The sequence below is a fragment of the Thalassolituus sp. UBA675 genome, assembly GCF_002297765.1.
GTDB lineage: Bacteria > Pseudomonadota > Gammaproteobacteria > Pseudomonadales > Oceanobacteraceae > Thalassolituus.
Genome location: NZ_DBNJ01000003.1, coordinates 76,914 through 103,081, shown reverse-complemented (window position 1 = coordinate 103,081; position 26,168 = coordinate 76,914). Strand labels below are relative to the sequence as shown.

At 51.9% G+C, this 26,168-nt stretch carries 23 protein-coding genes and 1 pseudogene; 22 read left to right on the top strand and 2 right to left on the bottom strand.

From position 1 onward, the window contains the following. Positions 1–30 precede the first annotated feature (30 nt). The 4 genes and pseudogenes from B3007_RS01280 (at position 31) to B3007_RS01270 (ending at position 3,303) form a co-directional block, all read left to right on the top strand. A complete protein-coding gene (locus B3007_RS01280) occupies positions 31–1,674 on the top strand; it encodes an OmpP1/FadL family transporter (protein WP_301378978.1) in 1,644 nt (547 codons plus the stop codon). Then, positions 1,671–1,751: pseudogene (locus B3007_RS15605) on the top strand (DUF4124 domain-containing protein); the annotation flags it as partial. The gene B3007_RS01280 and the pseudogene B3007_RS15605, both read left to right, overlap by 4 nt. 42 nt (positions 1,752–1,793) lie before the next feature. Next, on the top strand, positions 1,794–2,480 hold the full coding sequence (locus B3007_RS01275; protein WP_301378979.1) for a hypothetical protein: 687 nt from the start codon (positions 1,794–1,796) through the stop codon (positions 2,478–2,480). Then, positions 2,458–3,303: an alpha/beta fold hydrolase gene (locus B3007_RS01270; RefSeq protein WP_068439637.1), complete on the top strand. Its 846-nt coding sequence runs from the start codon at positions 2,458–2,460 to the stop codon at positions 3,301–3,303. The genes B3007_RS01275 and B3007_RS01270 overlap by 23 nt, the downstream gene beginning before the upstream one ends. A gap of 3 nt (positions 3,304–3,306) precedes the next feature. On the opposite strand, the gene ppsR is transcribed toward B3007_RS01270, so the two are convergent. Continuing rightward, positions 3,307–4,125: a posphoenolpyruvate synthetase regulatory kinase/phosphorylase PpsR gene (ppsR, locus tag B3007_RS01265; protein WP_068439635.1), complete on the bottom strand. Its 819-nt coding sequence runs from the start codon at positions 4,123–4,125 to the stop codon at positions 3,307–3,309. Positions 4,126–4,254: 129 nt separating this feature from the next. On the opposite strand from ppsR, the gene ppsA reads away from it, so the two are divergent. The 9 genes from ppsA to prpF all read left to right on the top strand — a co-directional run bounded on the left by ppsA (position 4,255) and on the right by prpF (position 16,121). Beyond that, positions 4,255–6,624 carry a phosphoenolpyruvate synthase gene (gene ppsA, locus B3007_RS01260; protein ID WP_301378980.1) on the top strand — a complete coding sequence of 790 codons (2,370 nt, stop codon included), beginning with the start codon at positions 4,255–4,257 and terminating at the stop codon, positions 6,622–6,624. A 27-nt stretch (positions 6,625–6,651) separates the two neighbouring features. Then, positions 6,652–7,605 (top strand): alpha/beta fold hydrolase, encoded by a 954-nt coding sequence (locus B3007_RS01255; protein ID WP_068439631.1) that lies wholly within the window; start codon positions 6,652–6,654, stop codon positions 7,603–7,605. Next, positions 7,595–8,263, top strand: coding sequence for an NAD-dependent epimerase/dehydratase family protein (locus B3007_RS01250; RefSeq protein ID WP_068435818.1), 669 nt, complete (start codon positions 7,595–7,597; stop codon positions 8,261–8,263). The genes B3007_RS01255 and B3007_RS01250 overlap by 11 nt, the downstream gene beginning before the upstream one ends. Continuing rightward, positions 8,260–8,754 (top strand): ribonuclease E activity regulator RraA, encoded by a 495-nt coding sequence (rraA, locus tag B3007_RS01245; RefSeq protein WP_301378981.1) that lies wholly within the window; start codon positions 8,260–8,262, stop codon positions 8,752–8,754. The genes B3007_RS01250 and rraA overlap by 4 nt, the downstream gene beginning before the upstream one ends. Before the next feature lie 162 nt (positions 8,755–8,916). Next, entirely contained in the window at positions 8,917–9,582 is a 666-nt protein-coding gene (locus B3007_RS01240; RefSeq protein WP_301378982.1) for a GntR family transcriptional regulator, read from the top strand. A 24-nt stretch (positions 9,583–9,606) separates the two neighbouring features. Next, positions 9,607–10,485 (top strand): methylisocitrate lyase, encoded by an 879-nt coding sequence (gene prpB, locus B3007_RS01235; RefSeq protein ID WP_076514839.1) that lies wholly within the window; start codon positions 9,607–9,609, stop codon positions 10,483–10,485. Positions 10,486–10,571: 86 nt separating this feature from the next. Continuing rightward, positions 10,572–11,699 (top strand): bifunctional 2-methylcitrate synthase/citrate synthase, encoded by a 1,128-nt coding sequence (gene prpC, locus B3007_RS01230; protein ID WP_301378983.1) that lies wholly within the window; start codon positions 10,572–10,574, stop codon positions 11,697–11,699. Between the two features lie 388 nt (positions 11,700–12,087). Further along, on the top strand, positions 12,088–14,682 hold the full coding sequence (acnD, locus tag B3007_RS01225) for a Fe/S-dependent 2-methylisocitrate dehydratase AcnD (RefSeq protein ID WP_301378984.1): 2,595 nt from the start codon (positions 12,088–12,090) through the stop codon (positions 14,680–14,682). 260 nt (positions 14,683–14,942) lie between these two features. Then, on the top strand, positions 14,943–16,121 hold the full coding sequence (prpF, locus tag B3007_RS01220; RefSeq protein WP_301378985.1) for a 2-methylaconitate cis-trans isomerase PrpF: 1,179 nt from the start codon (positions 14,943–14,945) through the stop codon (positions 16,119–16,121). A 103-nt stretch (positions 16,122–16,224) separates the two neighbouring features. Here prpF and rne read toward each other — a convergent pair whose 3' ends face one another. After that, entirely contained in the window at positions 16,225–19,074 is a 2,850-nt protein-coding gene (gene rne / locus B3007_RS01215; protein WP_301378986.1) for a ribonuclease E, read from the bottom strand. Between the two features lie 583 nt (positions 19,075–19,657). On the opposite strand from rne, the gene B3007_RS01210 reads away from it, so the two are divergent. The 9 genes from B3007_RS01210 to acpP all read left to right on the top strand — a co-directional run bounded on the left by B3007_RS01210 (position 19,658) and on the right by acpP (position 26,157). Then, positions 19,658–20,632, top strand: coding sequence for an RluA family pseudouridine synthase (locus B3007_RS01210; RefSeq protein ID WP_301378987.1), 975 nt, complete (start codon positions 19,658–19,660; stop codon positions 20,630–20,632). After that, a complete protein-coding gene (locus B3007_RS01205) occupies positions 20,629–21,282 on the top strand; it encodes an HAD-IA family hydrolase (protein ID WP_297533971.1) in 654 nt (217 codons plus the stop codon). The genes B3007_RS01210 and B3007_RS01205 overlap by 4 nt, the downstream gene beginning before the upstream one ends. Then, positions 21,275–22,252 carry a S49 family peptidase gene (locus B3007_RS01200; protein WP_068443453.1) on the top strand — a complete coding sequence of 326 codons (978 nt, stop codon included), beginning with the start codon at positions 21,275–21,277 and terminating at the stop codon, positions 22,250–22,252. Before B3007_RS01205 ends, B3007_RS01200 begins: the two co-directional genes overlap by 8 nt. Before the next feature lie 49 nt (positions 22,253–22,301). Beyond that, complete coding sequence (locus tag B3007_RS01195; protein WP_273092200.1) at positions 22,302–22,838, top strand: YceD family protein; 537 nt, start codon at positions 22,302–22,304, stop codon at positions 22,836–22,838. A 21-nt stretch (positions 22,839–22,859) separates the two neighbouring features. Beyond that, positions 22,860–23,045 (top strand): 50S ribosomal protein L32, encoded by a 186-nt coding sequence (rpmF, locus tag B3007_RS01190; protein ID WP_068438725.1) that lies wholly within the window; start codon positions 22,860–22,862, stop codon positions 23,043–23,045. A 4-nt stretch (positions 23,046–23,049) separates the two neighbouring features. Then, on the top strand, positions 23,050–24,051 hold the full coding sequence (locus B3007_RS01185) for a phosphate acyltransferase (protein ID WP_301378988.1): 1,002 nt from the start codon (positions 23,050–23,052) through the stop codon (positions 24,049–24,051). Between the two features lie 144 nt (positions 24,052–24,195). Next, positions 24,196–25,137 (top strand): ACP S-malonyltransferase, encoded by a 942-nt coding sequence (gene fabD, locus B3007_RS01180; RefSeq protein WP_301378989.1) that lies wholly within the window; start codon positions 24,196–24,198, stop codon positions 25,135–25,137. Continuing rightward, positions 25,137–25,877 (top strand): 3-oxoacyl-ACP reductase FabG, encoded by a 741-nt coding sequence (gene fabG / locus B3007_RS01175; RefSeq protein ID WP_068443464.1) that lies wholly within the window; start codon positions 25,137–25,139, stop codon positions 25,875–25,877. Before fabD ends, fabG begins: the two co-directional genes overlap by 1 nt. A gap of 46 nt (positions 25,878–25,923) precedes the next feature. After that, positions 25,924–26,157: an acyl carrier protein gene (acpP, locus tag B3007_RS01170; RefSeq protein ID WP_068441653.1), complete on the top strand. Its 234-nt coding sequence runs from the start codon at positions 25,924–25,926 to the stop codon at positions 26,155–26,157. Positions 26,158–26,168: the final 11 nt, after the last annotated feature.

Here is a 26,168-nt window from a genome sequence, read left to right as displayed (position 1 = left end):
ATAATAAATAACAGTTTGTGGCGGTTTAATATGCGGAAGTTAGCGCTGTTAGCGATGCTGGTTCCAGGAGTGGCAAATGCTGAACTCCTGCAGAACTTATTTATCGACAACAAAGCCATGTCCTTGGGGAACGCAGTAACAGCAGACCCTACCGGAATCATGGATATTCACTTTAACCCTGCTGGTCTGACTAAGCTTGATGGGCGTCAGTTTCAGTTGCAGTTCAATAACATTATTCTGAACTCTGAAGCTGAATTCAGTTTGCCTGATGATTTTGACCCTGGGGAGGCGGGTTTGCTCGACCCTTCCAAAGATCCTGTGTTGAACGAAGGCAAAAGTAGAGCGCACGTCGCTGCGTATTTTCCTGGAATAGGCCGTCAGGGTATTCCATTGCCTATCATTGCTCTGCCAACGGCGGGGTTCTCTATTAAGCCGCCGGGCTCAAAATTTACCTTTGCAAATGCTGTCTATGCGCCAATGGCTGCAGGCTTCTCGAAGGGAGATGATGATCCGGGGCGTTATCAGGCGAAAGAAGTTGCAATTCAGCGGCTTACTTATTTGTCGCCATCATTTGGTTATCAGGTAAATGATGAATTCTCTGTTGGCGCAGGTCTCCTGTTTTCACACCAGGCTGTGTCTTTAGAGCAGGAACTTCGTGCACCAAACGTGTTGGTCGGTGTGCTCGAGGAGCTGCAAAATGCTTTTGGCTGTCTCGAACCCGATGAAAATGGCAACCCCAAACGGAATGATCCGCTGGCGCCTTTTATTACGCTGTGTGGTGGTGACGTTGGTCCCTACGATGATATTGGCACGCTTGATATCACTATGACTGAGTCGCTGTCTCCATCGTTTAACCTTGGTATGCTTTGGGAACCTAATGGTTGGTTTAAGTTTGGTATGTCATATCAAAGTGAGGCGAATACCAAGCTGACCGGTGATTACGAGCTTGAGTATACGGACGACTTTGCGGACTTTTTCCGTACCTTTAACTCATCGATTATTGGTGCTGTGACTGGCGCGATTTTCTCTTTCCCGCAAGGGCAGACTTATGAGTCTGGTTATGTGACGTCAGAGCTGACCTATCCTCAGCATTTTCAGGCGGGTGTGAAGTTCAAGTATTTTGATATATTTCACTTCAATCTGGATGCTGGCTGGACCGACTTCGATGAATGGGACAGCTTAGACATCCAGTTTGACCGTCAGGTGAGCTTCCTTTCTACGGCTAAAATCCTGTCGCCGGATTTGGTAACTGATACCACTCTGGAAATGCCTCTGAACTTCCGTAGTGTCTGGACATACAATATTGGTATGGCGATGGATCTTAACTCACGTATACAGCTGCGTGCTGGTTTTGAACCCCGTCGTAGCTCAATTCCTAAGGATTCGCGTAGCCTGCAGGCGCCGATTGGCTTTATGCGTATGTACGCTGTCGGCCTTGGCTACCAGTGGGACCTGGATACTACCATCGACCTGTCGATGAGTTTTATGAAATCAGTTGAGCATATCAAGGCGGATCCGCAGGACGCGAGTTCTAATAATGAGTATCCGAATTCAAGTAACTCTCTTAACCGTAACTGTCTTACATGCGTTGTTACCAACCCTTACCCAGGGCTCGATGTCGACACCAAGTTGACCATTGGGCACGCGGGTATCAGCTTCAGGACCAAGTTCTGAGGTTAATATTTCTCTTCCTGCTGTCGTCAGTCGCCATGGCTGACGGCAGTTATTACACTTGGGTTGATGCGCAGGGGCGAATTCATAATGTCCCGCTGAAGCCCGGTGAGGAAGAGCCAGTGGAGCAACCTCCTGGTGACGATAATGACTACCAGACAGAGGAGGAGGTTCAGGAAAAGCTTCGCCAGTACGATGAGGATAATCCTGCCTTTTACGTGATCGTAGAGCCAGATGGGCGTGTTCGTACGGAAACATACGACGCTGAAGCTGAACAAGAAGCCGCTGCTGAGACCATTGTGGGCGATGACGAGGTCATTATTGGGTGGGATCCTATTCTTGCTCCACCATTCAGGGTCGAACAGCAAATGACGCAGGGAGCGTGCTGCGAAGCGTTTACTGACCAGTTTGTTGAAGCCCCTAAGCAATTTAAGTCGGTGCAGCTGTTTGACCCTGTCAGATATCGCTCGTTCCCAACTTCGCAGGGAAATCACACAGCCTGGTACTTTCACATTGGAAAGCCTCCCAAGGCAACTTCGGGTCGTCGATTTCTTGTGCTCAGGCTGCGTGGCGCTCCGGTCGAGGCTAGCCTGATCTCGCTAAACTCAGACCTCAAGCCTCTGTACTACTCGCGACGTTTGCCGCTCGATAGTATTCCCGAAAGCTGGCATAGCGTTGGATATCAGGAGGCCAGGGTGCTTGTCGAAGACAAGGGTGTTGAGAGTTTCATTCTTTATCTTGATATGAAACCCGCGGAAGATATGTCGCTGGAGATTCGTTGGGCTGATGGCTACGCACCGTTTCAGTAAAACCCTCAATCACGGTGATATTGCATCTACGCTCGTCAACTTCGAAGAAAGCATGAGTACAGCTGTGGGTGATTCGCGTCGTCTGGTCTTGCTGCATGGTGCTGGCCTGGCCGGAGATCTGACGTGGCGTCTGGTTGTTAATTACCTGACAGAATGGGATGAAGTGCTGATTCCCGATCTTCCGGGAATGGGGGATTCTGTTTGGGTTAATGCAGAGTCTGCGGGCTTTGATGAATACCTGGCTGCTATCGCTGAATTCCTTAGGTATCAGGGTTGGGGTCAGTTTGACCTTGTCGGGTATTCCTTTGGAGGGCTGCTGGCAATGCATCTTGCGGAGCTGAGTGATGCGCCGTTTAAGGTGCAGCGATTAGGTTTGATTGAGCCTGCGGCCTTGTTGGCGAGTAATCCAGAGCTTTTGATACATCGAGCTGAAGAATATGGCGACCAGGCTGAATTGCTGATGTCAGGTAAGGCGGATGCTGTGCTTGGTTTTCTGGATGCTGTATCCCCGTTTCGTGATAAAGCTGGCGATGACCTGGTTGTGCGACGTTTGTCAGAAAACCTGGCTGGGCTCGGCTATGGTGTCAGGGCGGTTAGTCAGGCGTTGACTCGGTATTCAGATCATTATGCTAACTGGATTTCACCAGTCCCAGGTATGAGCCTCATCGGAGGCCTGTCTCCTGAATCAATGCGTATGCGTCATAAAAGACTGGCGGCTGAATCTCCGACGTGGGTGTTGCACGAAGTTCCGCGTGCAGATCATGGCGTTGTTTATTCGAGGCCGAAGCAGGTGGCTTCGGCGATTAATGCACTACGTGCTTGAATATCAGTCGAGAGAGCGCTTCAGCCCTGTGGAATCAAGGATTCTAGTAGAAATTTCCTCGATCGATTTGTCGGTTGTGCTGATGTAAGGGATGTTCTCCCGCTCGTACAGAAACTCCACTTCGTCTACTTCGTGGTAGCATTGCTTAAGTGACGCGTATCTGCTGTTAGCTTTTCGTTCTGTGCGGATCGCTGAGAGGCGCTCCGGGTCAATCGTTAACCCGAATATCTTATGTTTGTGTTTCTGCAGGCTGTCAGGCAAGCGCAGATCAAGCATATCTTCTTCTGTCAGCGGGTAGTTCGCCGCCTTAATGCCGAATTGCATAGCAAGATAGAGGCAGGTCGGAGTTTTGCCGGACCGGGAAACGCCAACGAGTATGACGTCAGCATCTTCGTAGTGGCGGGTGCGTGCGCCATCATCATTGTCGAGGGCAAAATTGACTGCGTCTATGCGGTTCAGGTAGCGCGTACTATCCGCAGGGGAGTGTGACTTGCCGACCGAGTACGAGCTTTCAGTCGCTAATTCCTGCTCCAGTGGATGCAGAAATGCTTCAAAAATGTCGACTTTAAATGCATCCGCGGTGTCGATGATAGAACGGATGTTCTTGTCGACAATCGTATCGAAGAGAATGGCGGGTGCGCCGGAGTCCTTTGCGGCCTGATTGATTTTGGCCACTGCGTTGTTAGCCTTCTCAGTCGAATCAATGTATGGCAGTGTTACACGGGTAAACTGAAGCTTGTCGAATTGGGCTAGCAAGGCATTGCCTAATGTTTCGGCCGTGATTCCTGTACCGTCGGAAATAAAATAGGCAAAGCGCTTCATATGGTAATTTTTCCTGCGTCCACTTAGTATTACGTGCCTGACGGAGTTCCGCAGACGCAGGCAACTATAGGTGATTCATGCGAATCACCCAAGCGTAAAATTGAATCATCAGCACGAAGGAGAGTTTCCTTGACCGATTATGTTCTCAGGTTTAATCAGGTAACCATCAATGACGTTGAGCGCGTTGGCGGTAAGAATGCATCACTTGGCGAAATGATCGGAAACCTCTCGGCCGCTGGCGTTTCAGTGCCAGACGGTTTCGCAACAACGGCAGATGCCTATCGGGAGTTTCTCGCCTATGAGGGCCTGGGCGGACGAATTAATGATGCGCTTCAGGGGCTGGATGTTGATGATATTCAGGCATTGACATCGACGGGTAAGCAAATCAGGGAGTGGATTCACGAGGCACCTTTGCCGCCAAAGCTTGAAGAGAGAGTGCGTGAAGAGTTCTCATGGCTGGAAGATGGCAATGACAACATGGCCGTTGCTGTGCGCTCATCAGCCACTGCAGAAGACCTGCCTGATGCTTCTTTCGCTGGTCAGCAAGAAACCCATCTGAATATTGTCGGTATCGACAATGTGCTTTTCGCGATCCGTGATGTCTTCGCTTCTCTGTTTAACGACCGTGCGATCGCTTACCGTGAGCATCAAGGCTTTGATCATCACAAGGTCGCCCTGTCTGCGGGTATTCAACGTATGGTTCGTAGTGAGACTGCATCCAGCGGTGTCATGTTTACCCTGGATACAGAATCTGGATTCGACGATGTCGTATTTATAACCTCCTCATATGGCCTGGGCGAAACCGTTGTGCAGGGTGCGGTAAACCCTGACGAGTTCTACGTTCACAAGCGTAACCTGACTGAGGGTCGACCATCGATTCTGCGTCGCAATCTTGGTGCTAAAGCCATCAAGATGATTTACAACAAGGAGGCTTCGGTTGGTAAATCGGTTGAGACTCAACGCGTTGATCGTGACCTGCGCAGAATATTTTCTATTACTGATGACGAAGTGCAGTCGCTCGCTCGTCAGGCAATGATCATTGAGAAACACTACGGCCGCCCAATGGATATTGAGTGGGCGAAAGATGGTGATGATGGCAAGCTTTATATCGTCCAGGCCCGTCCGGAAACCGTAAAAAGTCGCGCCAGTAAAAACGTTATGGAGCGCTACCTGCTGAAAGAAACCGGCAATATCCTTGCTGAAGGCCGGAGCATTGGCCACCGGATTGGTAAGGGTAAAGTACGCGTTATTGAACATATCGAAGATATGGACAAGGTGCAGGAAGGCGAAGTACTCGTAGCTGATATGACGGACCCTGACTGGGAACCGGTCATGAAGCGCTCGGCTGCAATTGTTACCAATCGTGGTGGTCGGACCTGTCACGCAGCAATCATTGCGCGTGAGCTTGGCATTCCTGCTGTTGTAGGTTGTGATGATGCAACGGATCGACTCTTTGATGGTCAGGAAGTCACCGTGTCTTGTGCGGAAGGTGATACCGGCTACGTATACGAGGGTGCGCTTGATTTTGATGTTCGCACCAATAGCGTGGACTCAATGCCTGATCTCGATCTTAAAATCATGATGAATGTCGGCAATCCGGATCGTGCCTTTGATTTCCAGTCGTTACCGAACGCCGGAGTTGGCCTTGCGCGTCTGGAGTTTATTATTAATCGCATGATCGGTGTTCACCCGAAAGCGCTTCTGAATTTTGATCAGCTGCCTGAGGATGTGAAACCTACCGTCGAGCGTCGTATCTCTGGGTACAGCGAGCCTGTTGATTTCTACGTAGATAAGCTGGTTGAAGGTATATCAACTCTGGCTGCTGCGTTCTGGCCGAAGCGCGTTATCGTTCGTCTTTCTGACTTTAAATCAAACGAATACGCCAACCTGATTGGTGGGCGCTTATTTGAGCCGGAAGAAGAAAATCCAATGCTGGGTTTCCGTGGCGCGTCGCGCTATATCTCCAAGAATTTCCGTGATTGTTTCGAACTCGAATGTCGGGCGATGAAAAAAGTCCGCAATGAAATGGGCTTCACCAATGTTGAAATTATGGTGCCATTTGTTCGCACCGTCGGTGAAGCAGAGCAGGTGGTTGAGCTGCTTGCGGAAAACGGCCTTAAGCGTGGTGAGAATGACCTGCGCCTGATCATGATGTGTGAGCTCCCTGCAAACGCGATTCTTGCAGAGCAGTTCCTTGAGCATTTTGACGGTTTCTCTGTTGGCTCGAATGACCTCACGCAACTGACGCTGGGTCTGGATCGGGATTCCGGCATTATTGCTCACCTCTTTGATGAGCGTAATGCGGCAATTCTGGCTCTGCTTGAGAACGCCATTGATGCGTGTAAGAAAGCAGGCAAGTACATCGGCATCTGCGGTCAGGGGCCGTCGGATCATCCGGACTTCGCACGCTGGTTAATGGATAAAGGTATCGACAGTATTTCTCTGAACCCAGATTCCGTGTTGGATACCTGGTTCTTTCTTGCCAATAAGCAGGACTGAACAACCCAAGTAAAGGACGAACGAATTATGAAGAGCAGCAGTTCGCTGTTCCCCGTGACCTTATCGCGGGCAGATATCCTTGGTGATCTCTCTGAGGATATCTATCTGGTGAAACACAATCGCGATCCTGACCCGAGTGTACAGATAGCGCTGTCGCGGATTGGTCTGGCTGGTAACGAGCAAGGTGAGGACAGAGGGTTTCCGGTTGTTCTCGTTCACGGTAGTTTCACCAATAAAGGCTTCTGGTTGTCGGCGAAAGGGCGCGGCATGGCCAGTTTTCTGGTCGAAAAGGGCTTTGATGTCTGGTTATACGAGCACCGTGGGCATGGCCAGTCTCCCCGTAATGATGACTATCAAAAAAATACTGTTGAGCGGTACGCGCGTTTCGATGTCCCGGCGGTTCATGAGTTTATTCACGAGCAGAGTGGACGTTATCCGGCCTGGCTCGGGCATTCACTTGGTGGGACTATCATCGCGACTGCGGTTTCCGGTGGCTTTCTGACTTCGTTGCCAGCATTTGCCATGTTTGGTACGCAAGTGGTGCGCCCGAATATGGCGTTGCAGGTTCCGCTCGCGGGTCCAATTGCTCGTGCGCTTGTTTCTTTCAGGAAAGAGCTGGACGGTCGCCAGATGAAAATTGGGCCTGAAAACGAACCTGCAGGTGTCATTAATGAGTACCTTGCGCGCCATAGCCTGCTGGGGCGTTGGAAGTTGCCATCGACTGGCGAGCCTCTGTTGCCGAAGTGGAAAGAAGCGACAATTCCGCTTCTGGGGGTTTCTGCAGCGGGTGATACCACGGATCCAGCGAAGTATTGTCAGCGTTTTTATCGAATGTACGGCGGCCCTAAAGAGGAACTTATCCTTGGCGTTGGAAGCGGCTTTAGCAAGGATTTTGCTCACATTGATATGATCATTGGCGAAGATGCCGAACGCGAAGTCTGGCCGAAGGTCAGTAATTGGCTTGGCGCTTATGCAAGCTGAGGAGCCTTACAGTAAAGTTGCGGTTATTGTCGGTGTTACCGGACTGATTGGTTCCCATCTGTTGGAGTGCCTGCTGCAGGAGAACCGCTATCGTAAAATCGTTGCCATTGCGCGTAGTTCTGCGCCGGATTCTGTTAAGAAATACATCGATAGCGGTCAGCTGATCTGGCAGTCGTTCTCTGAGCCTATGCCTGATCATGTTGATCATTTCTTCTGTGCACTTGGTACGACGCAAAAAGTGGCTGGCAAGGCAGGCCTTGCGGCGGTCGATCGGGATCTGGTTGTTGAGACCGCATCTGCCGCGATCGCAAAAGGTGCCAGTCTCTGTTCAATTGTCAGTGCGACTGGAGCGGATGCCAGTTCGATATTTTTTTATAACAGGATCAAGGGTGAAATGGAGGCGGGGCTCAGCGAGTTAGGCGCCCGCTGTGTGCAATTCTGGCAACCGTCCGTATTGCTGGGCGAGCGCAGTGAGGAGCGGTTTGCAGAAAAGATCGCGGGTTGTATCCTGCGGTCGCCTTTACCTAGAAATATCCAGTGTCGGGATGGAGCTGCTGTTGCTTCTGCGATCGCAGTAGCCGCTGGTCGGGATCTGACCGGAATACACCGATTTAAAGTACGTGAAATAGACATGTTTAACTCAGGAGAGACGCTATGACTCAATATGTAACCCCGGATCTTTGTGATGAATACCCGGATCTCATCACTGTTGTTGAGCCAATGTTCAATAACTACGGTGCCCGTGAATCATTCGGTGGCGAAATCGTAACTGTTAAGTGCCACGAAGATAACTCAAAAGTAAAAGAGTTGGTCGACACCGACGGCAAAGGTAAAGTCATGGTTGTTGATGGTGGCGGCTCCATGCGTCACGCGCTGCTGGGCGATATGCTGGCTGAAAAAGCAGCTAAAAACGGTTGGGAAGGTATCATTATCTACGGTTGTATCCGTGATGTTGATGTCATTATGGAAACTGAGCTGGGCGTTCAGGCGCTGGCAACGAATCCTCTGAAGACCGATAAGCGTGATCTGGGCGACGTAAACGTTAAGGTTAAGTTCGGTGGTGTTGATTTCGTGCCGGGCCAGTTCGTTTATGCAGATAACAACGGCATTATCGTTTCTCCGCAGAAGCTGGAGATGCCAGAGGCCTGATTAACAGTGCACTCTGTAAAGAGCCCGGCATGGCCGGGCTTTTTTGTGCTCCGTTTTCGATGGGATGGGCTGGGTTGTATACAATCTTGGTCGTAGATCTATTGAAACTGGCATTTTTAGGCGTAGAATGTCGGTCGACTTATTTAGGATTGTCGACAATCTATGTCTGAAGCCCAAACGCTTGCTGAAAAAGTGTTCTCTGAACTCGCCACGGCTATCGTTCGTGGAGAGCTGGCTCCCGGTGAAAAACTTTCGGAGCAGGCATTGGTTACCCGATATGGCGGCAGTCGCGCGCCGATAAGAGAAGCGATTCAGAAGCTTGAGGCACGCAATCTCGTGGTTCGTGTTCCGCATGCTGGCGCTCGTGTGGTGTCTTTGTCGCTCGAGGAACTGCGTGATATCTATGAAGTTCGCCTGGAGCTTGAGAGTATGGCGTGCCGCCTGGCCGCAGAGCGTATGTCTGACGCTGATATTTCAGCACTTGAAAAGCTTCTCGAAGAACATGCACGTTCCATTGAGGCAGATCAGGGACTCAGTTACTACCAGAAGTCGGGCAATCTGGATTTTCACTACCGCATTATCGAAGGCAGCAAGAATAGCCGTTTGCATCAAATGCTCTGTGGTGACCTCTATCACATAATCCGTATGTATCGTTATCGCACCAGTACCAGCTCAGAGCGCCCGCTGCAGGCATTGAAAGAGCACCAGGGCATTGTGGAGGCGATAAAAAGTCGTGATCCGCAACTCGCCGAACTACTGATGAGGCGCCATATCCAGGTGTCTTTGACTAACCTTGAAACTCGTCTGGCTCACGAGGCCCGACATTAACTTATACGGCACAGGAGACCTGATATGACCCCAGGCCAGAAATTCCGTAAGGCGCTTGAAGATAACAAGCCGCTGCAAATTGTAGGTACCATCAATGCGTATGCCGCGATGATGGCTGAAAAAATTGGCCATCAGGCGATCTATCTCTCCGGTGGTGGTGTTGCAAACGCTTCCTACGGCCTGCCAGACCTCGGTATGACGTCGCTGAACGACGTGGTTGAAGATGTTCGTCGTATTACTTCTGCAAGCTCGTTGCCGCTGTTGGTTGATATTGATACGGGTTGGGGGGGCGCATTCAACATCGCTCGCACCATTAAAGAGATGGAAAAGGCCGGTGCTGCTGCAGTGCATATCGAAGATCAGGTTGCTCAAAAGCGTTGTGGTCATCGCCCGAACAAAGAAATCGTATCTAAAGAAGAAATGGTCGACCGTATCAAAGCGGCTGTTGATGCTCGAACTGATCCGGATTTCTTCATCATGGCCCGTACTGATGCGTTCGCTCAGGAAGGTCTTGAAGCGGCGATTGAACGTGCGAAAGCATGTGTTGAAGCTGGCGCTGACGGCATCTTCGCTGAAGCTGTGAAGACTGAAGAACACTACCGCGCTTTCGCTGAAGCGCTGGATGTGCCGATTCTGGCAAACATCACTGAATTCGGTCAGACCGAACTTTGGAGTCGCGAGCAGCTGGGTGAGTGGGGCGCCGCTATGGTGCTGTACCCACTGAGTGCGTTCCGCGCGATGAATAAAGCAGCCGAGACTGTTTATAAAAGCCTGCTTGAAGAAGGTCACCAGCGTAAGGTGGTCGATATTATGCAGACCCGTATGGAACTGTACGATTACCTGAACTACCACGATTTTGAACAGAAGCTCGATGCTCTGTTCGAAGAAGGTAAGAATAAATAACAGATTGGCGAGAGAGCTACCTCGTCTGTTAAATATTAATAATTTCAGATAGTTACATAAAGTATCTAAAGTTATAGGAGAAGCACATGGCTGCTGGAAAAGAACTCTCTGGGGCAGGCCTGCGCGGCCAGGTTGCCGGTAAAACTGCGCTTTCGACCGTGGGTAAATCAGGTTCCGGTCTGACTTACCGTGGTTACGACGTCAAAGACCTCGCTGCAAACTGTGAGTTTGAAGAAGTTGCGTACCTGATCCTGAAAGGTGAGCTGCCTACTCAGGCTGAGCTGGATGCCTACAAAACTAAACTGAAGGGCATGCGTGGTCTGCCACAGGCACTGAAAGAAGTACTTGAGCGCATTCCTGCGTCTGCTCATCCAATGGACGTGATGCGTACCGGTTGCTCAATGCTGGGTAACCTGGAAACCGAAGAAAGCTTCGACGAGCAGCAGGAAGCCACTGATCGCATGCTGGCCGTCTTCCCGGGCATGATTAACTACTGGTACAACTTCTCTCACAATGACAAGCGTATTGATGAGAATACTGATGCCGACTCTATTGCCGAACAGTTCCTGTGGACTCTGCATGGCGATAAGCCATCTGAACTGCATGTTCAGGTGATGCAGGCATCACTGATTCTGTATGCAGAGCACGAGTTCAACGCATCTACCTTCACTGCACGCGTATGTGCATCAACGCTGAGTGACATGCACTCCTGTATCACTGGTGCTATTGGTTCCCTGCGTGGCCCACTGCACGGTGGCGCGAACGAAGCCGCGATGGAACTGATCGAAGGCATGGACAACCCAGAGCACGCTGAAGAGTCCATCATGGGTATGCTGGCGCGCAAAGATAAGATCATGGGCTTCGGTCACGCGATCTACCGCGAATCTGACCCGCGTAACGCTGTGATCAAAGAGTGGTCTGAGAAGCTGGCGAACGAAAATGGCGACACGAACTTGTACGACATTTCTGTACGCTGTGAAGCGGTTATGTGGCGCGAGAAGAAGCTGTTCTGTAACGCTGACTTCTTCCATGCGTCTGCGTATAACTACATGGGCATTCCGACCAAGCTGTTCACTCCGATCTTCGTTTGTTCCCGCCTGACTGGCTGGGCAGCTCACGTAATGGAGCAGCGCGCTGACAACCGTATTATCCGTCCAAGCGCTGAATACACTGGTGAAGAGAACCGCGCAGTTCCGGCGATTGCTGACCGCTAAGTCGCTGCTCCGCTAAAAGTTAAATGTGAGAGGCGGCTATTGCTCTCTGGCGCGCCGTGAACCCATCCCTGGGGGCTTGGGCACCACATCCATGTGGTGCACAGCCAGATCGCAACAGTCGCTCTCACTTGAGTACTCCGAAGTCTCCGCCATATTGAGCGGTGACTTCAGCGGCCCACCCGGTGTAAGGGGTGTGGGTGGAAGCCGGTTTTCAACCCTGCATGCCATGGTCGGTTCCGTTCCCTACGGAATCCGACACTTCCGCCATCCATGGCGGTCGGACGGCAGTCAGACGTGAGTCTCCATGGATGGATTCACGACGAGTTGAAAACCGGCTTTCATCCACGCACCGAATCGAGTGCGCCAAAACCGTGATGAGAAATTGAGTATGAATACTGAATTCCGTAAGAATCTTCCGGGCAGCAGCCTGGATTACTTTGACACCCGCGCGGCATGTGAAGCCATCAAGCCGGGTTTATACGACACACTGCCATACACCTCGCGTATTCTGGCAGAGCAGCTGGTACGCCGTTGTGCGCCTGCTGACCTGAATGCCAGCCTGGAGCAGTTGATCGACCGCAAACGTGACCTCGACTTCCCTTGGTACCCTGCACGCGTTGTGACTCACGATATTCTGGGTCAGACCGCTCTGGTGGATCTGGCGGGCTTGCGCGATGCAATCGCAGCTCAGGGCGGCGATCCGTCTAAAGTGAACCCAGTGGTTCAGACGCAGCTGATCGTTGACCACTCCTTGGCTGTAGAGTGTGGCGGTTTTGATCCGGACGCGTTCCAGAAAAACCGTGACATTGAAGAGCGTCGTAATGCTGACCGCTTCCACTTCATCGAGTGGACTAAAACTGCGTTCGACAACGTCGACGTGATTCCAGCGGGTAACGGCATCATGCACCAGATTAACCTGGAGAAAATGTCTCCGGTGGTTCAGGCGCGTGACGGCGTTGCGTATCCAGATACTTGTGTAGGTACAGACTCTCACACGCCGCACGTTGATGCACTGGGTGTAATCTCTGTAGGTGTTGGCGGTCTGGAAGCCGAAACTGTAATGCTGGGTCACCCATCCATGATGCGTCTCCCAGACATTGTTGGTGTTGAGCTGACTGGGAAGCGCCAGCCAGGTATTACTGCAACTGACATCGTTCTGGCTCTGACTCAGTTTCTGCGTAAAGAGCGTGTTGTTGGTGCGTACCTTGAGTTCTTCGGTGAAGGTGCTTCAAGCCTGACGATCGGTGACCGGGCGACGATTTCCAACATGACGCCAGAATACGGCGCAACTGCAGCGATGTTTTACATCGATGAGCAGACCATCGATTATCTGAACCTGACAGGTCGTGACTCCGATCAGGTGGCTCTGGTAGAACAGTATGCTAAAGAAACTGGTCTGTGGGCAGACGCACTGGAAAGTGCACAGTACGAGCGTGTTCTGAAATTTGACCTCTCTTCTGTTGGTCGTAATATGGCAGGCCCTTCAAACCCTCATGCGCTTCTTGCAACGGCAGATCTGGCAGCTAAGGGCATCGCGGGTAACCTGGAAGAGGCCAAAGCTCAGGAAGCTGAAGGTCTGATTCCTGATGGTGCGGTCATCATCGCTGCTATCACCTCCTGTACCAATACCTCTAACCCTCGCAACGTGGTTGCGGCTGGTCTGTTGGCGAAAAAAGCCAATGAGCTGGGTCTGATACGTAAGCCTTGGGTTAAGTCGTCGTTCGCGCCGGGTTCAAAAGTGGCGCGCACCTACCTTGAAGAAGCGGGGCTTCTCCCAGAGCTTGAGAAATTGGGCTTCGGTATCGTAGCGTTCGCGTGTACGACCTGTAACGGTATGTCGGGCGCACTTGATCCTGAAATTCAGCAGGAAATCATTGATCGCGACCTGTATGCCACTGCTGTACTGTCGGGTAACCGTAACTTCGATGGTCGTATTCATCCATACGCTAAGCAGGCATTCCTGGCTTCGCCGCCACTTGTTGTCGCTTATGCGATTGCGGGTACCGTTCGCTTCGATATCGAGAAAGACGTACTGGCCGTGGTTGATGGCAAAGAAATCCGCCTTACGGACATCTGGCCATCTGACGAAGAAATCGACGCCATCGTAGGCGAATTCGTCAAGCCACAGCAGTTCCGCGACGTATACATCCCGATGTTCGATCTCGGCGAAGCTGAAAAAGCACCTAGCCCTCTTTACGACTGGCGCGAGATGTCGACCTATATCCGTCGTCCTCCATACTGGGAAGGTGCTCTGGCAGCAGAACGTACCATGAAGGGGATGCGTCCGCTGGCGATTCTGCCGGACAACATCACTACGGATCACCTGTCGCCATCGAATGCGATTCTGATGAACAGTGCTGCGGGTGAATATCTGCACAAGATGGGACTTCCAGAAGAAGACTTTAACTCGTACGCCACGCACCGTGGTGACCACCTTACGGCTCAGCGTGCCACTCTTGCTAACCCGAAACTCATGAACGAAATGGTTCAGGAGAACGGCGAAGTGAAGCAAGGTTCTCTGGCGCGTATTGAGCCAGAAGGTAAAGTCGTCCGGATGTGGGATGCGATTGAAACCTACATGGAACGCAAGCAGCCGCTGATTATCGTTGCCGGTGCAGACTACGGTCAGGGTTCGTCACGTGACTGGGCTGCCAAAGGCGTTCGTCTGGCGGGTGTTGAAGTGATCGTTGCTGAAGGCTTTGAGCGTATTCACCGTACCAACCTGATCGGTATGGGTGTACTGCCGGTACAGTTCAAAGAAGGCACCACGCGCAAGACACTGGAGCTGGATGGTACTGAGACATACGACGTGATTGGTGAGCGTTCTGCTGGTTGCGACCTGACGCTGGTTATCCATCGTCAGAATGGCGAAACCATTGAAGTGCCGGTGACCTGTCGTCTGGATACTGCTGAAGAAGTTGTGACCTACAACGCCGGTGGGGTGCTACAAAAATTCGCCAAAGACTTCCTCAAGGGAGCCTGAAGCTGGCTGCATTGCTGAGGCAGTGTTGCAGATCAACTCGGAATGCTCACGTACTTCAGTACGCTCCGCTTCCTCGCTGGTCTGCGCCTCGCCTCAGCGTCTTCGCCGACGCTTCAATGCGTTGGGAGTAGATTTCCGTCTCACTGACGCCTCCCGAACGGACTTGTTTCCGTCGATAGGTAGTTGAGGTGTTGGCGAAAGAGCTGAATCAGTAGGGTGGGCATGGCCCACCTTATTTTTATTATTTAATGGGGCATCTTATGACTCATAAACCACAAGTTAAAATCCCGGCGACCTACATGCGTGGCGGTACGTCGAAGGGTGTTTTCTTCAGTCTGACGGATTTGCCTGAGGCTGCACAGGTACCAGGTGATGCGCGAGATAAGATTCTGCTGCGGACTATTGGCAGTCCTGATCCTTATGGTCAGCAAATCGACGGTATGGGCGGTGCGACTTCAAGCACTTCCAAGACCGTTATTCTGGCAAAAAGCGAGCAGCCAGATCATGATGTGGACTATCTGTTTGGTCAGGTATCGATCAATAAGCCGTTCGTTGACTGGTCTGGTAACTGCGGTAATCTGACTGCGGCTGTTGGCGCGTTTGCGATCTCCAAAGGCCTGGTTGACGCTGACCGAATACCCGAGAATGGTATCTGTACGGTTCGTATCTGGCAGAAAAATATCAGCAAAACCATCATAGCTCACGTACCTATCACTAACGGTGAAGTGCAGGAAACGGGTGATTTCGAGCTCGATGGTGTGACCTTTCCTGCGGCTGAAGTTGTCATCGAATTTATGGACCCAGCCGATGGTGAAGGTTCTATGTTCCCGACTGGTAATCTGGTGGATGATCTTGAAGTTCCGGGTATCGGTACTTTCAAGGCGACCATGATTAATGCGGGCATTCCAACGATCTTCGTAAACGCTACGGATATTGGCTACAAAGGTACGGAGCTGCAGAAAGATCTGAATTCAGATGCAGACGCTCTGGCTCGCTTTGAAACCATGCGTGCTTATGGCGCGGTTAAAATGGGCCTGATTAAAGATGTGGCCGAAGCGGCTGACCGTCAGCATACGCCGAAAATCGCGTTTGTTGCGCCAGCAACGGCCTATGAGTCATCCAGCGGTAAACAGATCGGCACTGGCGATATTGATCTTTGTGTTCGCGCTCTGTCGATGGGTAAGCTGCACCACGCCATGATGGGGACAGCGTCGGTAGCTATTGCGACAGCAGCTGCGATTCCGGGTACTCTGGTTAACGAAGCGGCCGGTGGCGGTAATCGCGATGCGGTTACTTTTGGCCATCCTTCTGGAACGTTGCGTGTCGGCGCGGCGGCTGAGGAAGTGAATGGTGAATGGACTGCTAAGAAAGCTGTAATGAGTCGCAGTGCGCGCATCATTATGGAGGGGAATGTTCATATCCCTGGTGATACTTTCTGATCAGAAGTATCTGGTTATAAAAAAGCCCGCATCTGCGGGCTTTTCTACGTCTGCTCCCCTCTGAGTTACTCAGAGGGGAGTGGCCTCTAAAGAGGGGCGAAGATTACTCTCCGCTCTGGCTCTCTTCAGCAACTTCCTGCTTTTTCGGCTTTTCAGAGGTTGCTTCGTCACCTTCATTGCTGGCGGTCCCAGCATTACGAGGGTCGTTCGGTGCACGACCTGACGGCGCGCGACGACGACGGCGAGTCGGCTTCTTCTCAGCTTCTGCAGATTGCTCTTCTGCTGCAGGTTTAGCTTCTGCTGCAGGTTTAGCTTCTGCTGCAGGTTTAGCTTCTGCTGCAGGTTTGGCTTCTGCTGCAGGTTTGGCTTCTGCTGCAGGTTTGGCTTCTGCTGCAGGTTTGGCTTCTGCTGCAGGCTTAGCTTCTGCTGCAGGTTTAGCTTCTGCTGCTGGTTTAGCTTCTGCTGCAGGCTTAGCTTCTGTTGCAGGCTTAGCTTCTGCTGCTGGTTTAGCTTCTGTTGCAGGCTTAGCTTCCGCTTCAGGCTTGCTATCAGTCTGAGTCGCTGTGTTCTCGCCAGTTTGAGCAGCAGGTTTGCGCGAACGGCGACGGCCACGACGACGACCGTTGCCGTCTGCTCGATTATCAGTCTGATTGCCTGTTTCTTCTGATTTTGCGTCAGCTGTCTTAACTTCTGCAGTAGCTGGCTGTTCAGCTTTGGCTTCGTTGCTGATGCTCGCCGGCTGAGTATCTGCTACCAGTTCTTCAGGATTCTCCTTTGCCGCAGGCTTCTGTGGTTTGGGAATATCTTCACGACGACTGCGATCGCGACGAGGCGCGCGCTTGGCGTTCGGATTCTCGTTGGTATCTGAAGAGTCCTGGTTGCCCTTGTTCTGGCGTGCAGGCTTTTCATTGCGAGTGTTTTCAGGCTTGTCGTTACCGTTGCGGCGGCTGTTGCGACCTTTACGGTTATCGCCTTTTGCCTGGGTATCGCCATTCTGGCTATCTCGCTGACCGTCGCGCTGGTTGTCACGCTGATTGTTGCGGCCATTCTTGCCACCACGTTCGTTGGCTGGCTTGTCAGAAGCTTTGCCATTACGGGCTTTATCCTGCTGGCGACCATTGCGACGCTTGTCGTCTCCGTCGTCCGCTTTGCGGCGGTTGTCACGGCGACCGTTCTTAGCATTTTTCGCTTTTGGTTCGGATTTGGTGTTCTTGTTAACACGGACTTCCGGGCGTGGTGCTGCCTCAGGCTCTTTCTCTGTGGTAAGCAGGGCAGAGATGGCCTGGCCAATACGTCCCCACAGACCAGCTGACTGAGGCGCGGCTTCTTGTGGCTGCGTAGTGGCAACTGGAGCAGGTGCGCGCGGTACAGTGCTCACTGCAGCTTCCTGTTGACGAACAGGTTCTGCGTTGAGGGCTTCGCTCAGATGCTCTGGTTCGTCCATATCGAGACGGTGCTCGTAGGAAACTTCACCAACCATGGTGTCGTCCGGGCGAAGGCGCTGAACCTCGTAGTGCGGCGTTTCCATATTTGGATTTGGAAGTACCATCACCAGACAGTTATGACGCTGTTCAATGCCAGCGATCAGAGCGCGCTTTTCATTCAGAAGGAAGGATGCAACTGACACAGGAACGATTGCCCGAACCTGGGCTGTGTTGTCTTTTGCTGCTTCTTCTTCAATGAGGCGAAGAATCGACAGGCTTGATGATTTGGTGTCGCGTACGACGCCTGTACCGCTACAACGAGGGCAGACGTGCGCCGCAGTTTCGTCGAGAGATGGACGCAGACGCTGGCGTGACATTTCCATCAGGCCGAAGCGGGAAATTCTGCCAACCTGAACTCGAGCACGGTCGACTTCCAGTGCTTTCTTCAGGCGGTTTTCAACTTCGCGCTGATTCTTGTTGGCCATCATGTCGATGAAGTCGATAACAACCAGGCCACCCATGTCGCGCAGGCGTAGCTGGCGTGAAATCTCGTCAGCGGCTTCAAGGTTGGTATTGAGGGCTGTTTCCTCAATGTCTGAGCCTTTGGTGGCGCGCGCAGAGTTGATATCGATAGAGACCAGGGCTTCGGTCGGATCGATAACAATAGAACCACCGGATGGCAGTTTTACTTCGCGCTGGAATGCGCTTTCGATCTGACTTTCAATCTGGTAGCGATTGAAGAGCGGCACTGGATCTTCGTAGCGTTTGAACTTGTTCTGGTACTGAGGCATGACCTGCTGAACGAAGGCAAGAGCTTCGTTGTAGGCAGCGTCCGTATCAATGAGGACTTCGCCGATGTCGTGGCGCAGGTAATCGCGGATTGCGCGAATGATAACGTTGCTTTCCTGCAGTAGAAGTGCCGGTGCTTCACGCTCCTCAGCGGCGCGGGAAATCGCATCCCAAAGGTGGACCAGGTAATCCAGATCAGCCTGAAGTTCTTCGCTTGAGCGACCGATGCCGGCTGTGCGCACAATAACGCCCATTTTGTCAGGCACGTTGACGCCTTTCATGGCTTCACGCAGCTGAGTGCGTTCATCACCTTCAATGCGGCGTGAAATACCACCAGCGCGGGCGTTATTAGGCATCAGGACGAGGTAACGGCCAGCGAGGCTTACCTGAGTAGTTAGTGCGGCGCCTTTGTTGCCACGCTCTTCTTTATCAACCTGAACGATAACTTCCTGGCCTTCTTTTAACACCTCTTTGATGTTGATGCGGCCTGGGCCTGGGTCCTTACAGAAGTATTCGCGAGATATTTCCTTGAGCGGAAGGAAGCCATGACGCTCAGCGCCGAAGTCGACGAAGGCTGCCTCAAGGCTTGGCTCGATACGGGTGATTTTGCCTTTGTAGATATTAGACTTCTTCTGCTCGCGACCACCGGACTCAATATCCAGGTCGTACAGCTTCTGGCCGTCTACAAGGGCTACACGCAACTCTTCTGTCTGAGTTGCGTTGATCAGCATTCTTTTCATGCGGTACGTATTACTCTGTTGGGCAACGTACCTGACTGGCAACGCAGGGCCTGTCTGCTGTGTTTGTTCAGCAGCGAAGGATAGTGGCGGTAGTGCCGCCTTGTAACCTGTCACGCACGAGTGCGGGGCAGGGGAATCTATTTATCACTTTCGCAGTGTTCATCACGGCCTACAGGGCCGGTTATTACCAAAATATTTATGGGTGCTCTGCCGAGGAATCCGTCTTACAGATCGCGTTTCCCGGGGCAATGGTGTTTGCGGGCTGGTTGTTGCTCCGCTCAGCAGACACCGACACTGTCCATAATTTGATAATGCGAGATTGCCTGCAGGTAGCTGCGCGGTTTATCTCACCGGGCGGAGTCATTCCGCCGAATCAATTCTAGGGAAGAGTGTTTACCGTATTCATCTTCCTTTATACTTGGCCGCCTCGCGGCCTGACCGGGGAGCGTTGTCCATTCGGCAGTTTTACTGACGTGGAGTGCGCTACTTATGTTCGGTTTACACCCGATCACGCCGGAATATAGCAACAATGTTCAGGGGCAGCAATTGCCTTAACAAAATAAATCGCTGGTGACTTCTTCGCATGCCCAAACCACAGTTAGACCCGGCCAAGGTTAACTTTATCGATGTTGATGAAGGTAATGATGGTCAGCGCCTGGATAATTTTCTGTTAAGTCTGCTTAAAGGGGCGCCAAAAACGCTTGTATATCGCATCATCAGGAAGGGTGAAGTTCGTATAAACAAGGGGCGCGCCAAAGCCGACTCAAGGTTAAAAAAAGGTGATCGCGTGCGGGTTCCTCCGGTCAGGCTGCCTGAGGCGAATGAGGTACCGGATGTCTCTCCCGCGCTGCAAAAGATACTGAAAGACTCGGTATTGTTTGAAGATGATGCCTTACTAGCGATTAACAAACCTCATGGTCTGGCTGTGCATGGCGGGAGTGGCGTTTCGCTCGGGTTGATCGAGGCACTTCGTAAGGTTCGCCCGGATCACAATTTTCTTGAGTTGGTTCACCGGCTGGATCGCGATACCTCAGGGGTCATTCTGATTGCTAAAAAGCGCAAAGCGTTGACGGCTCTTCAGCAGATGCTGGTAGATAAACGCGGAATCAGCAAAAAGTATCTGGCGCTCGTGCATGGGCATTGGGACCCGGCGGTGTCTGATATTCGTCTACCTTTGCTGCGTACGGAGCGTCAGTCTGGTGAACGGATTGTGGTGGTGAGCGAGGAGGGCAAGTCCTGCCACACGCGCACCAGGCTGCTGTCTGAAGGTAAGAGATACTCTCTTGTTGAAGCTGAGCCTGTCACTGGCAGGACCCACCAGATCCGTGTTCATTGTCTTGCTCAGGGTGCAGTGATTGCGGGGGATGAAAAGTATAGCGATCGCACGGAAAAGCAGCAGGATAAAGATGAAGGAATTCGTCGGCTTTGCCTGCATGCCTGGCGGTTAAGCTTCCGGCATCCGATTTCTGGTGAGCGTCTGAGTATCGAGGCTAAGCCGGATGGTGAACTTAAGTCGATTTTCAGAAAAGTAGGGTGCAATCTGGAGGGTGTTTCATGAAATATCAGTTAATTATCTTCGACTGGGATGGCACGCTTGCAGACTCGACAGGTCGGATTGTGGATAGTATGCGCCGTGCAGGGCAGGAGCTTGGCTTGCCGGATGTCCCTGATGCCGATATTCAGAATATCATCGGATTGGGCTTGCCTGAGGCAATCAAGACCGTTTGGCCTGATGTGCTTCCGGATCAAATGGAACCGATGAGAGAGGCTTATGCGCGCTACTTTGTCTACGACAGTCAGATAGCGATGAATCTGTTCAATGGTGCTGAGTCGCTGCTTGATGGGCTGTCTGCAAATGGCCGGAAGATTGCCGTTGCCACCGGTAAGAGTCGCAAGGGGTTGGATCGCATACTTAAAGATCTTTCTCTCTCTGGGGTCTTTGATACAACCCGGTGCGCAGATGAAACTCGCTCAAAGCCACACCCGCTTATGCTGAGTGAGATTCTTGAGGAACTTGGTGTTTCAGCTGACTCTGCGCTTATGGTGGGTGATACGACGTATGATCTTGAAATGGCAGCTGCCATAGGAATGGACTCTGCTGGTATGAGTCACGGCGCTCATGATGAACAAAGACTCAGAGCTTGTGGGCCTCGAGTTATCTGTCATAGCATTAACGAACTTTCAGATTGGATTGGTATTAATGGATAACAACGAATTTCGTCGCCCTGAAGACAACAGCAAAGAGTGGAAGCTTATAGAAAAGGCGCTTATGGCGTCACAGCAGGAGCAGCGAACTGCTCGACGCTGGGGGATATTTTTTAAGCTCCTGACCTTCAGCTACCTGTTCGTGATTGCTGCGATTATATATGGCGGGGCATCGAAAGGAGGAGATGGCGGCGCTGGCTTTGCTGTCGGTCCGCATGCTGCTGTAGTTGAAGTGCGCGGCGCTATCTCTGCGGAAGAGGATGCAAGTGCCGATCGCATTATTGGTGCCATGCGGGACGCCTTTGATAATGACGAGGCGTTGGGGTTGATACTGAGAATTAATAGTCCGGGCGGTAGCCCTGTCCAGTCGGGCTATGTGTTCGATGAAATCGTAAGGTTGAAATCAACGCGGCCGGACTTCCCTGTGTATGCGGTGGTTATGGATATCGGTGCTTCGGGGGCGTATTACATCGCTGCCGCCGCGGACGAGATCTATGCAGACAAGGCAAGTCTTGTTGGTTCCATTGGTGTTGTCGGGTCAGGCTTTGGTTTTGTCGAAGCTATGGACAAGCTTGGTGTTGAGCGTCGCCTGTATACCTCTGGTGAGCATAAGGCGTTTCTCGATCCTTTCTCTCCGCAGCGTCAGGAGGAGAAAGAATTCTGGGAAGGTGTGCTGGATACTACGCACAAGCAATTTATATCTCAGGTAAAGCTTGGCCGTGGTGACCGTCTGTCTGATCATCCTGATCTTTTCAGTGGTCTGGTGTGGACAGGAGAACAGGCGGTAGAGCTTGGTCTTGTTGATGGTCTTGCATCATCGAGCCAGGTTGCGCGTGATCTTTTGGGTACTGATGAGCTGGTTAACTACACCGTCAGAAAAGACCCATTTGTTGAGTTTATGGAGCAGTTCGGTACCAGCTTCGGCAAGGGTGTCGCTTCTTTCTTCAGTACTCAGGTAATGACCATGCGCTAGAGCGCGCGTGGTTCGCTAAATAATTTTGACATGAGAGGGCGACATACCTATGATGTCGCGCACTATGACAGAGGCTCCGCTTCCCAAGCGCATCGATGCTTTTAAGTTAGTTGAAGTAAATCAACAACTTAAAGGAAAGATCGAAAGTAACAAACTAACCCGGCTGGTAGATTCTACCCGCTCACTCGACGACTATGTCGAATGCGAAGTTGAATTTGGTCGGGATGAAGAGCGCTTACGGACATTGACCGGTAAGTGCAGCGCGGGGGTGGTAATGGAGTGTCAGCGCTGTCTGGGGGATGTACGGTTCGAAATTTCTGCCGAGTTTCGATTGGGTCTGGTCTTCAATGATGATCAGGCGAAGGCGCTGCCAAAGCGGCTGGAACCCGTCGAGCTGGATGAAGAAGGCCGTCTTGATCTTTGGGATGTTATTGAGGATGAGCTTCTGCTCAACCTGCCGGACTTTCCGATGCACCCTCAGGATGAGTGTCAGGCACTCAAAATAGAGCCACAAGAAGACATTGCCGCAGAGGAAACAGAACGACCTAATCCGTTCGACGTCCTTGCGCAGCTTAAACAGAAATAGCGATTAACCAGGAGCCCTACCATGGCGGTTCAGAAAAACAAAGTAACCCGTTCTAAGCGCGGTATGCGTCGTTCACACGATGCTGTTGATACCAACACCATCGCTCTGTCTACCGATGCTACCACTGGCGAAACTCATCGTCGCCACCACGTAAGTGCTGACGGTTTCTACCGTGGCAAGAAAGTCGTGGAGACTGGCAGCAACTGATTCTATGGTTACCATAGCGGTTGATGCGATGGGCGGGGACTTAGGTCCCCGCGTTGCGTTCAGGGCGTGTCGGGCCCTGGTGAAAAACGACCCCGACGTCGAAGTTATCCTGCCTCTCGAAGAGTCTCTTCACGCTGCTGCGCGTAAAATTCTCGGAAAATACCAGCCACGTACACGCCTTGTTTCTTGTGGTGAGCATGTCCGTATGGACGACACTCCTCGTCAGGCCCTGAAAGAACGCTCGGATTCCAGCATGTCTGTCTGTCTGGCGCTTCATGCTTCAGGCGAAGCCGATGGTGTTCTGTCGATCGGAAATACTGGTGCCTTGCTGGTTCTGGCGCGAAAACACCTGGGTGCACTTCATGGTGTTGACCGGCCAGCCCTTGCAACTCAACTGCCTACGAAAGGGCGTCCTCTCCTGATGATGGATCTTGGGGCGAATATCTGTATGACGTCTGAGCAGTTACTGCAGCTGGGTTTTCTTGCGGCTGCCTGGTACAAGGCTGGCGGCAATGAACAACCAAGGGTTGCTCTGTTGAATATTGGCACGGAGCCCGGGAAGGGCACGGATACCATCAAGGCCGCTGGTGCGCTTTTCAATGATCAGCTTGGCTCTTTGTATGCGGGGTTTCGCGAGGGTGATCGCCTGTTTGATGGCGATCTCGATGCTGTCATCTGTGATGGCTATTCGGGCAATATTACCCTGAAAACGACAGAAGGGTTGATTGAGTGGCTCCTTGATATGATGGGCTCTGAGTTGCGAAGTTCGCTCGCTTTGCGGTGGTTCTATCCTCTGTGGAAGGCAACCATGAGACGGATCGACCGGCAGGTTTCGCCAGCTCGTCATGGCGGCGCTATGCTTCTGGGGATTGCAGGGAACGTTGCAAAGACGCATGGAAAGTCTGACGAGCGCGCGTTTCGCTACGCCCTGGAATACATGGTTCGTCAGCTAAGAACGCGTGATTACCAGTCTATGGAAGCTGAGTTTTTAAAAATCACTTGCTGAAGCCCGGTTTTGAACCCTGAAGTCAGGCCAACTGGTGAGTTTCAGGCAATAATCCTGTGCATTTAATGCGGTTTATTGTCACAATACGCAGCTATATTCTGGTGCGACCAGAACGATCGAAGAAAATAACGATAAGGTTTTGCAATGACCGACGTGATTGCGTTTTTCCCGGGGCAGGGTGCTCAACAGGTGGGCATGCTGTCTGATATCTCGAAACAGTATTCTGAAGTCAGTGGGACATTCGCTGAAGCCTCTGATGCCCTGGGCATCGATCTCTGGAAGATGGTCACCGAAGGGCCAGATTCCACATTAAACCAGACCTTTAATACACAGCCTGCATTGCTTGCTGCCAGCACTGCTGTATGGCGTGTCGTCAGCCAACACAGTCCCGCGCTTAATGTTACTGCGGGTGCTGGGCATTCTCTTGGTGAATACTCGGCACTGGTCGCAGCAGATGCGATTGATTTCGCAGACGCTGTCCGCCTGGTTCGACGTCGTGGCGAACTCATGGAGGCTGCTGTTCCTGCTGGGCAGGGGGGCATGGCTGCCGTTCTGGGCCTTAACGACGAACAGATCGTTGAAGTGTGTGAGGCTGCGTCTCAGGCAGGTGTTGTAGAGCCGGCAAACTTTAATGCGCCGGGGCAGATTGTTATCGCCGGCGAGCAGGCAGGTATTGAAAAAGCCATAGAGCTTGCGAAGGAAGCCGGTGCCAAGAGAGCACTTCCTCTTGCGGTCAGTGGTCCGTTCCATTCAAGTCTGATGAAAGCAGCAGCGGATACTTTTGCAGCCGACCTTGAGGGGATTCAGTGGCGAGCGCCTAAATTCCCCGTCTACCACAATGTTGGTAATGCGCCAGCAACGCTGGAAGAGATTCCTCAACGCCTTCTTCAACAACTCTACAGCCCGGTTAACTGGACCGGAGCCGTACCTGCGGTTCGACATCATGCAGAGCTCGCTGTTGAGTTTGGGCCAGGTAAGGTTATTGCCGGTCTCAATAAGCGTATTGATAAAAGCCTGCCTGTTGCGGGTACTGGCGATCTCGCGGGGCTGGAAGCAAGCATGGCCAAAATTCAGGGAGCAGAATAATGTCAGACAAAAAACTGGCTCTTGTGACTGGTGCATCCCGTGGTATCGGTTTTGCTATCGCTGAGCGCCTGATCGCAGATGGCTACCGGGTTGTAGGGACCGCAACCAGTGAGTCAGGTGCTGAGAGCCTTCAGGCAAAGCTGCGCGAACATGGTGACGAGCACTCGGCTCTGGTTCTGAATATTTCCGATAGCGAACAGACTGAGGCGGCATTGAAAGCCTTACTTTCTGAGTACGGTACGCCTTTCGTTGTAGTGAATAATGCCGGCATAACGCGCGATAATCTCTTCCTGCGCCTCAATGAGGATGACTGGAATGCGGTGGTGAATACCAATCTCACCGGAGTCTTTCGTGTGTGCAAGGCTTTGGCTAAGGCAATGCTTAAGCAAAAAGCCGGAAGTATTGTGAATATCAGTTCGATTATTGGCACGACGGGCAATGGTGGTCAGGCGAATTACGCCGCCGCGAAGGCTGGCCTGGAAGGCTTCAGTCGCTCGCTTGCTCAGGAAATCGCCAGTCGCAATATCACCGTGAATTGTGTTGCGCCTGGATTTATTCAAACTGACATGACAGATGTCTTGCCTGAAACGCAAAAAGAGGCCATCCTAGCCTCCATTCCGGGTAAGCGCTTCGGTCATGTCGATGATATCGCAGGCGCGGTTGCCTTTTTGGCAAGCGAAGACGCGAGATATATTACCGGCCAGACCATTCATGTGAATGGCGGTATGAACATGGGCTAAGGTCTCGCTGACCTTCTGGAAAATTTAACAAGTCAGGAATATAGCAATGAGCAACATTGAAGAACGCGTAAAGAAAATCGTCTGTGAACAGCTGGGTGTTAAGGAAGAAGAAGTAAAAGCTTCATCTTCTTTTGTTGATGACCTCGGTGCAGACTCTCTCGACACTGTAGAGCTGGTTATGGCTCTGGAAGAAGAATTCGAGACTGAGATTCCAGACGAGCAGGCTGAGAAGCTGACTACCGTTCAGGAAGCTATCGACTACATCGTTGCTAACCTGTAAGGGTTAGTAGC

What these genes read in the sequence shown, in the direction of transcription:
- B3007_RS01280 (WP_301378978.1), top strand. Translation starts at nt 31, where the DNA reads ATGCGGAAGTTAGCGCTGTTAGCGATGCTGGTTCCAGGAGTGGCAAAT.
- B3007_RS01270 (WP_068439637.1), top strand. Translation starts at nt 2,458, where the DNA reads ATGGCTACGCACCGTTTCAGTAAAACCCTCAATCACGGTGATATTGCA.
- ppsR (WP_068439635.1), bottom strand. Translation starts at nt 4,125, where the DNA reads ATGAAGCGCTTTGCCTATTTTATTTCCGACGGTACAGGAATCACGGCC.
- B3007_RS01255 (WP_068439631.1), top strand. Translation starts at nt 6,652, where the DNA reads ATGAAGAGCAGCAGTTCGCTGTTCCCCGTGACCTTATCGCGGGCAGAT.
- B3007_RS01250 (WP_068435818.1), top strand. Translation starts at nt 7,595, where the DNA reads ATGCAAGCTGAGGAGCCTTACAGTAAAGTTGCGGTTATTGTCGGTGTT.
- rraA (WP_301378981.1), top strand. Translation starts at nt 8,260, where the DNA reads ATGACTCAATATGTAACCCCGGATCTTTGTGATGAATACCCGGATCTC.
- B3007_RS01240 (WP_301378982.1), top strand. Translation starts at nt 8,917, where the DNA reads ATGTCTGAAGCCCAAACGCTTGCTGAAAAAGTGTTCTCTGAACTCGCC.
- prpB (WP_076514839.1), top strand. Translation starts at nt 9,607, where the DNA reads ATGACCCCAGGCCAGAAATTCCGTAAGGCGCTTGAAGATAACAAGCCG.
- prpC (WP_301378983.1), top strand. Translation starts at nt 10,572, where the DNA reads ATGGCTGCTGGAAAAGAACTCTCTGGGGCAGGCCTGCGCGGCCAGGTT.
- acnD (WP_301378984.1), top strand. Translation starts at nt 12,088, where the DNA reads ATGAATACTGAATTCCGTAAGAATCTTCCGGGCAGCAGCCTGGATTAC.
- prpF (WP_301378985.1), top strand. Translation starts at nt 14,943, where the DNA reads ATGACTCATAAACCACAAGTTAAAATCCCGGCGACCTACATGCGTGGC.
- rne (WP_301378986.1), bottom strand. Translation starts at nt 19,074, where the DNA reads ATGAAAAGAATGCTGATCAACGCAACTCAGACAGAAGAGTTGCGTGTA.
- B3007_RS01210 (WP_301378987.1), top strand. Translation starts at nt 19,658, where the DNA reads ATGCCCAAACCACAGTTAGACCCGGCCAAGGTTAACTTTATCGATGTT.
- B3007_RS01205 (WP_297533971.1), top strand. Translation starts at nt 20,629, where the DNA reads ATGAAATATCAGTTAATTATCTTCGACTGGGATGGCACGCTTGCAGAC.
- B3007_RS01200 (WP_068443453.1), top strand. Translation starts at nt 21,275, where the DNA reads ATGGATAACAACGAATTTCGTCGCCCTGAAGACAACAGCAAAGAGTGG.
- B3007_RS01195 (WP_273092200.1), top strand. Translation starts at nt 22,302, where the DNA reads ATGATGTCGCGCACTATGACAGAGGCTCCGCTTCCCAAGCGCATCGAT.
- rpmF (WP_068438725.1), top strand. Translation starts at nt 22,860, where the DNA reads ATGGCGGTTCAGAAAAACAAAGTAACCCGTTCTAAGCGCGGTATGCGT.
- B3007_RS01185 (WP_301378988.1), top strand. Translation starts at nt 23,050, where the DNA reads ATGGTTACCATAGCGGTTGATGCGATGGGCGGGGACTTAGGTCCCCGC.
- fabD (WP_301378989.1), top strand. Translation starts at nt 24,196, where the DNA reads ATGACCGACGTGATTGCGTTTTTCCCGGGGCAGGGTGCTCAACAGGTG.
- fabG (WP_068443464.1), top strand. Translation starts at nt 25,137, where the DNA reads ATGTCAGACAAAAAACTGGCTCTTGTGACTGGTGCATCCCGTGGTATC.
- acpP (WP_068441653.1), top strand. Translation starts at nt 25,924, where the DNA reads ATGAGCAACATTGAAGAACGCGTAAAGAAAATCGTCTGTGAACAGCTG.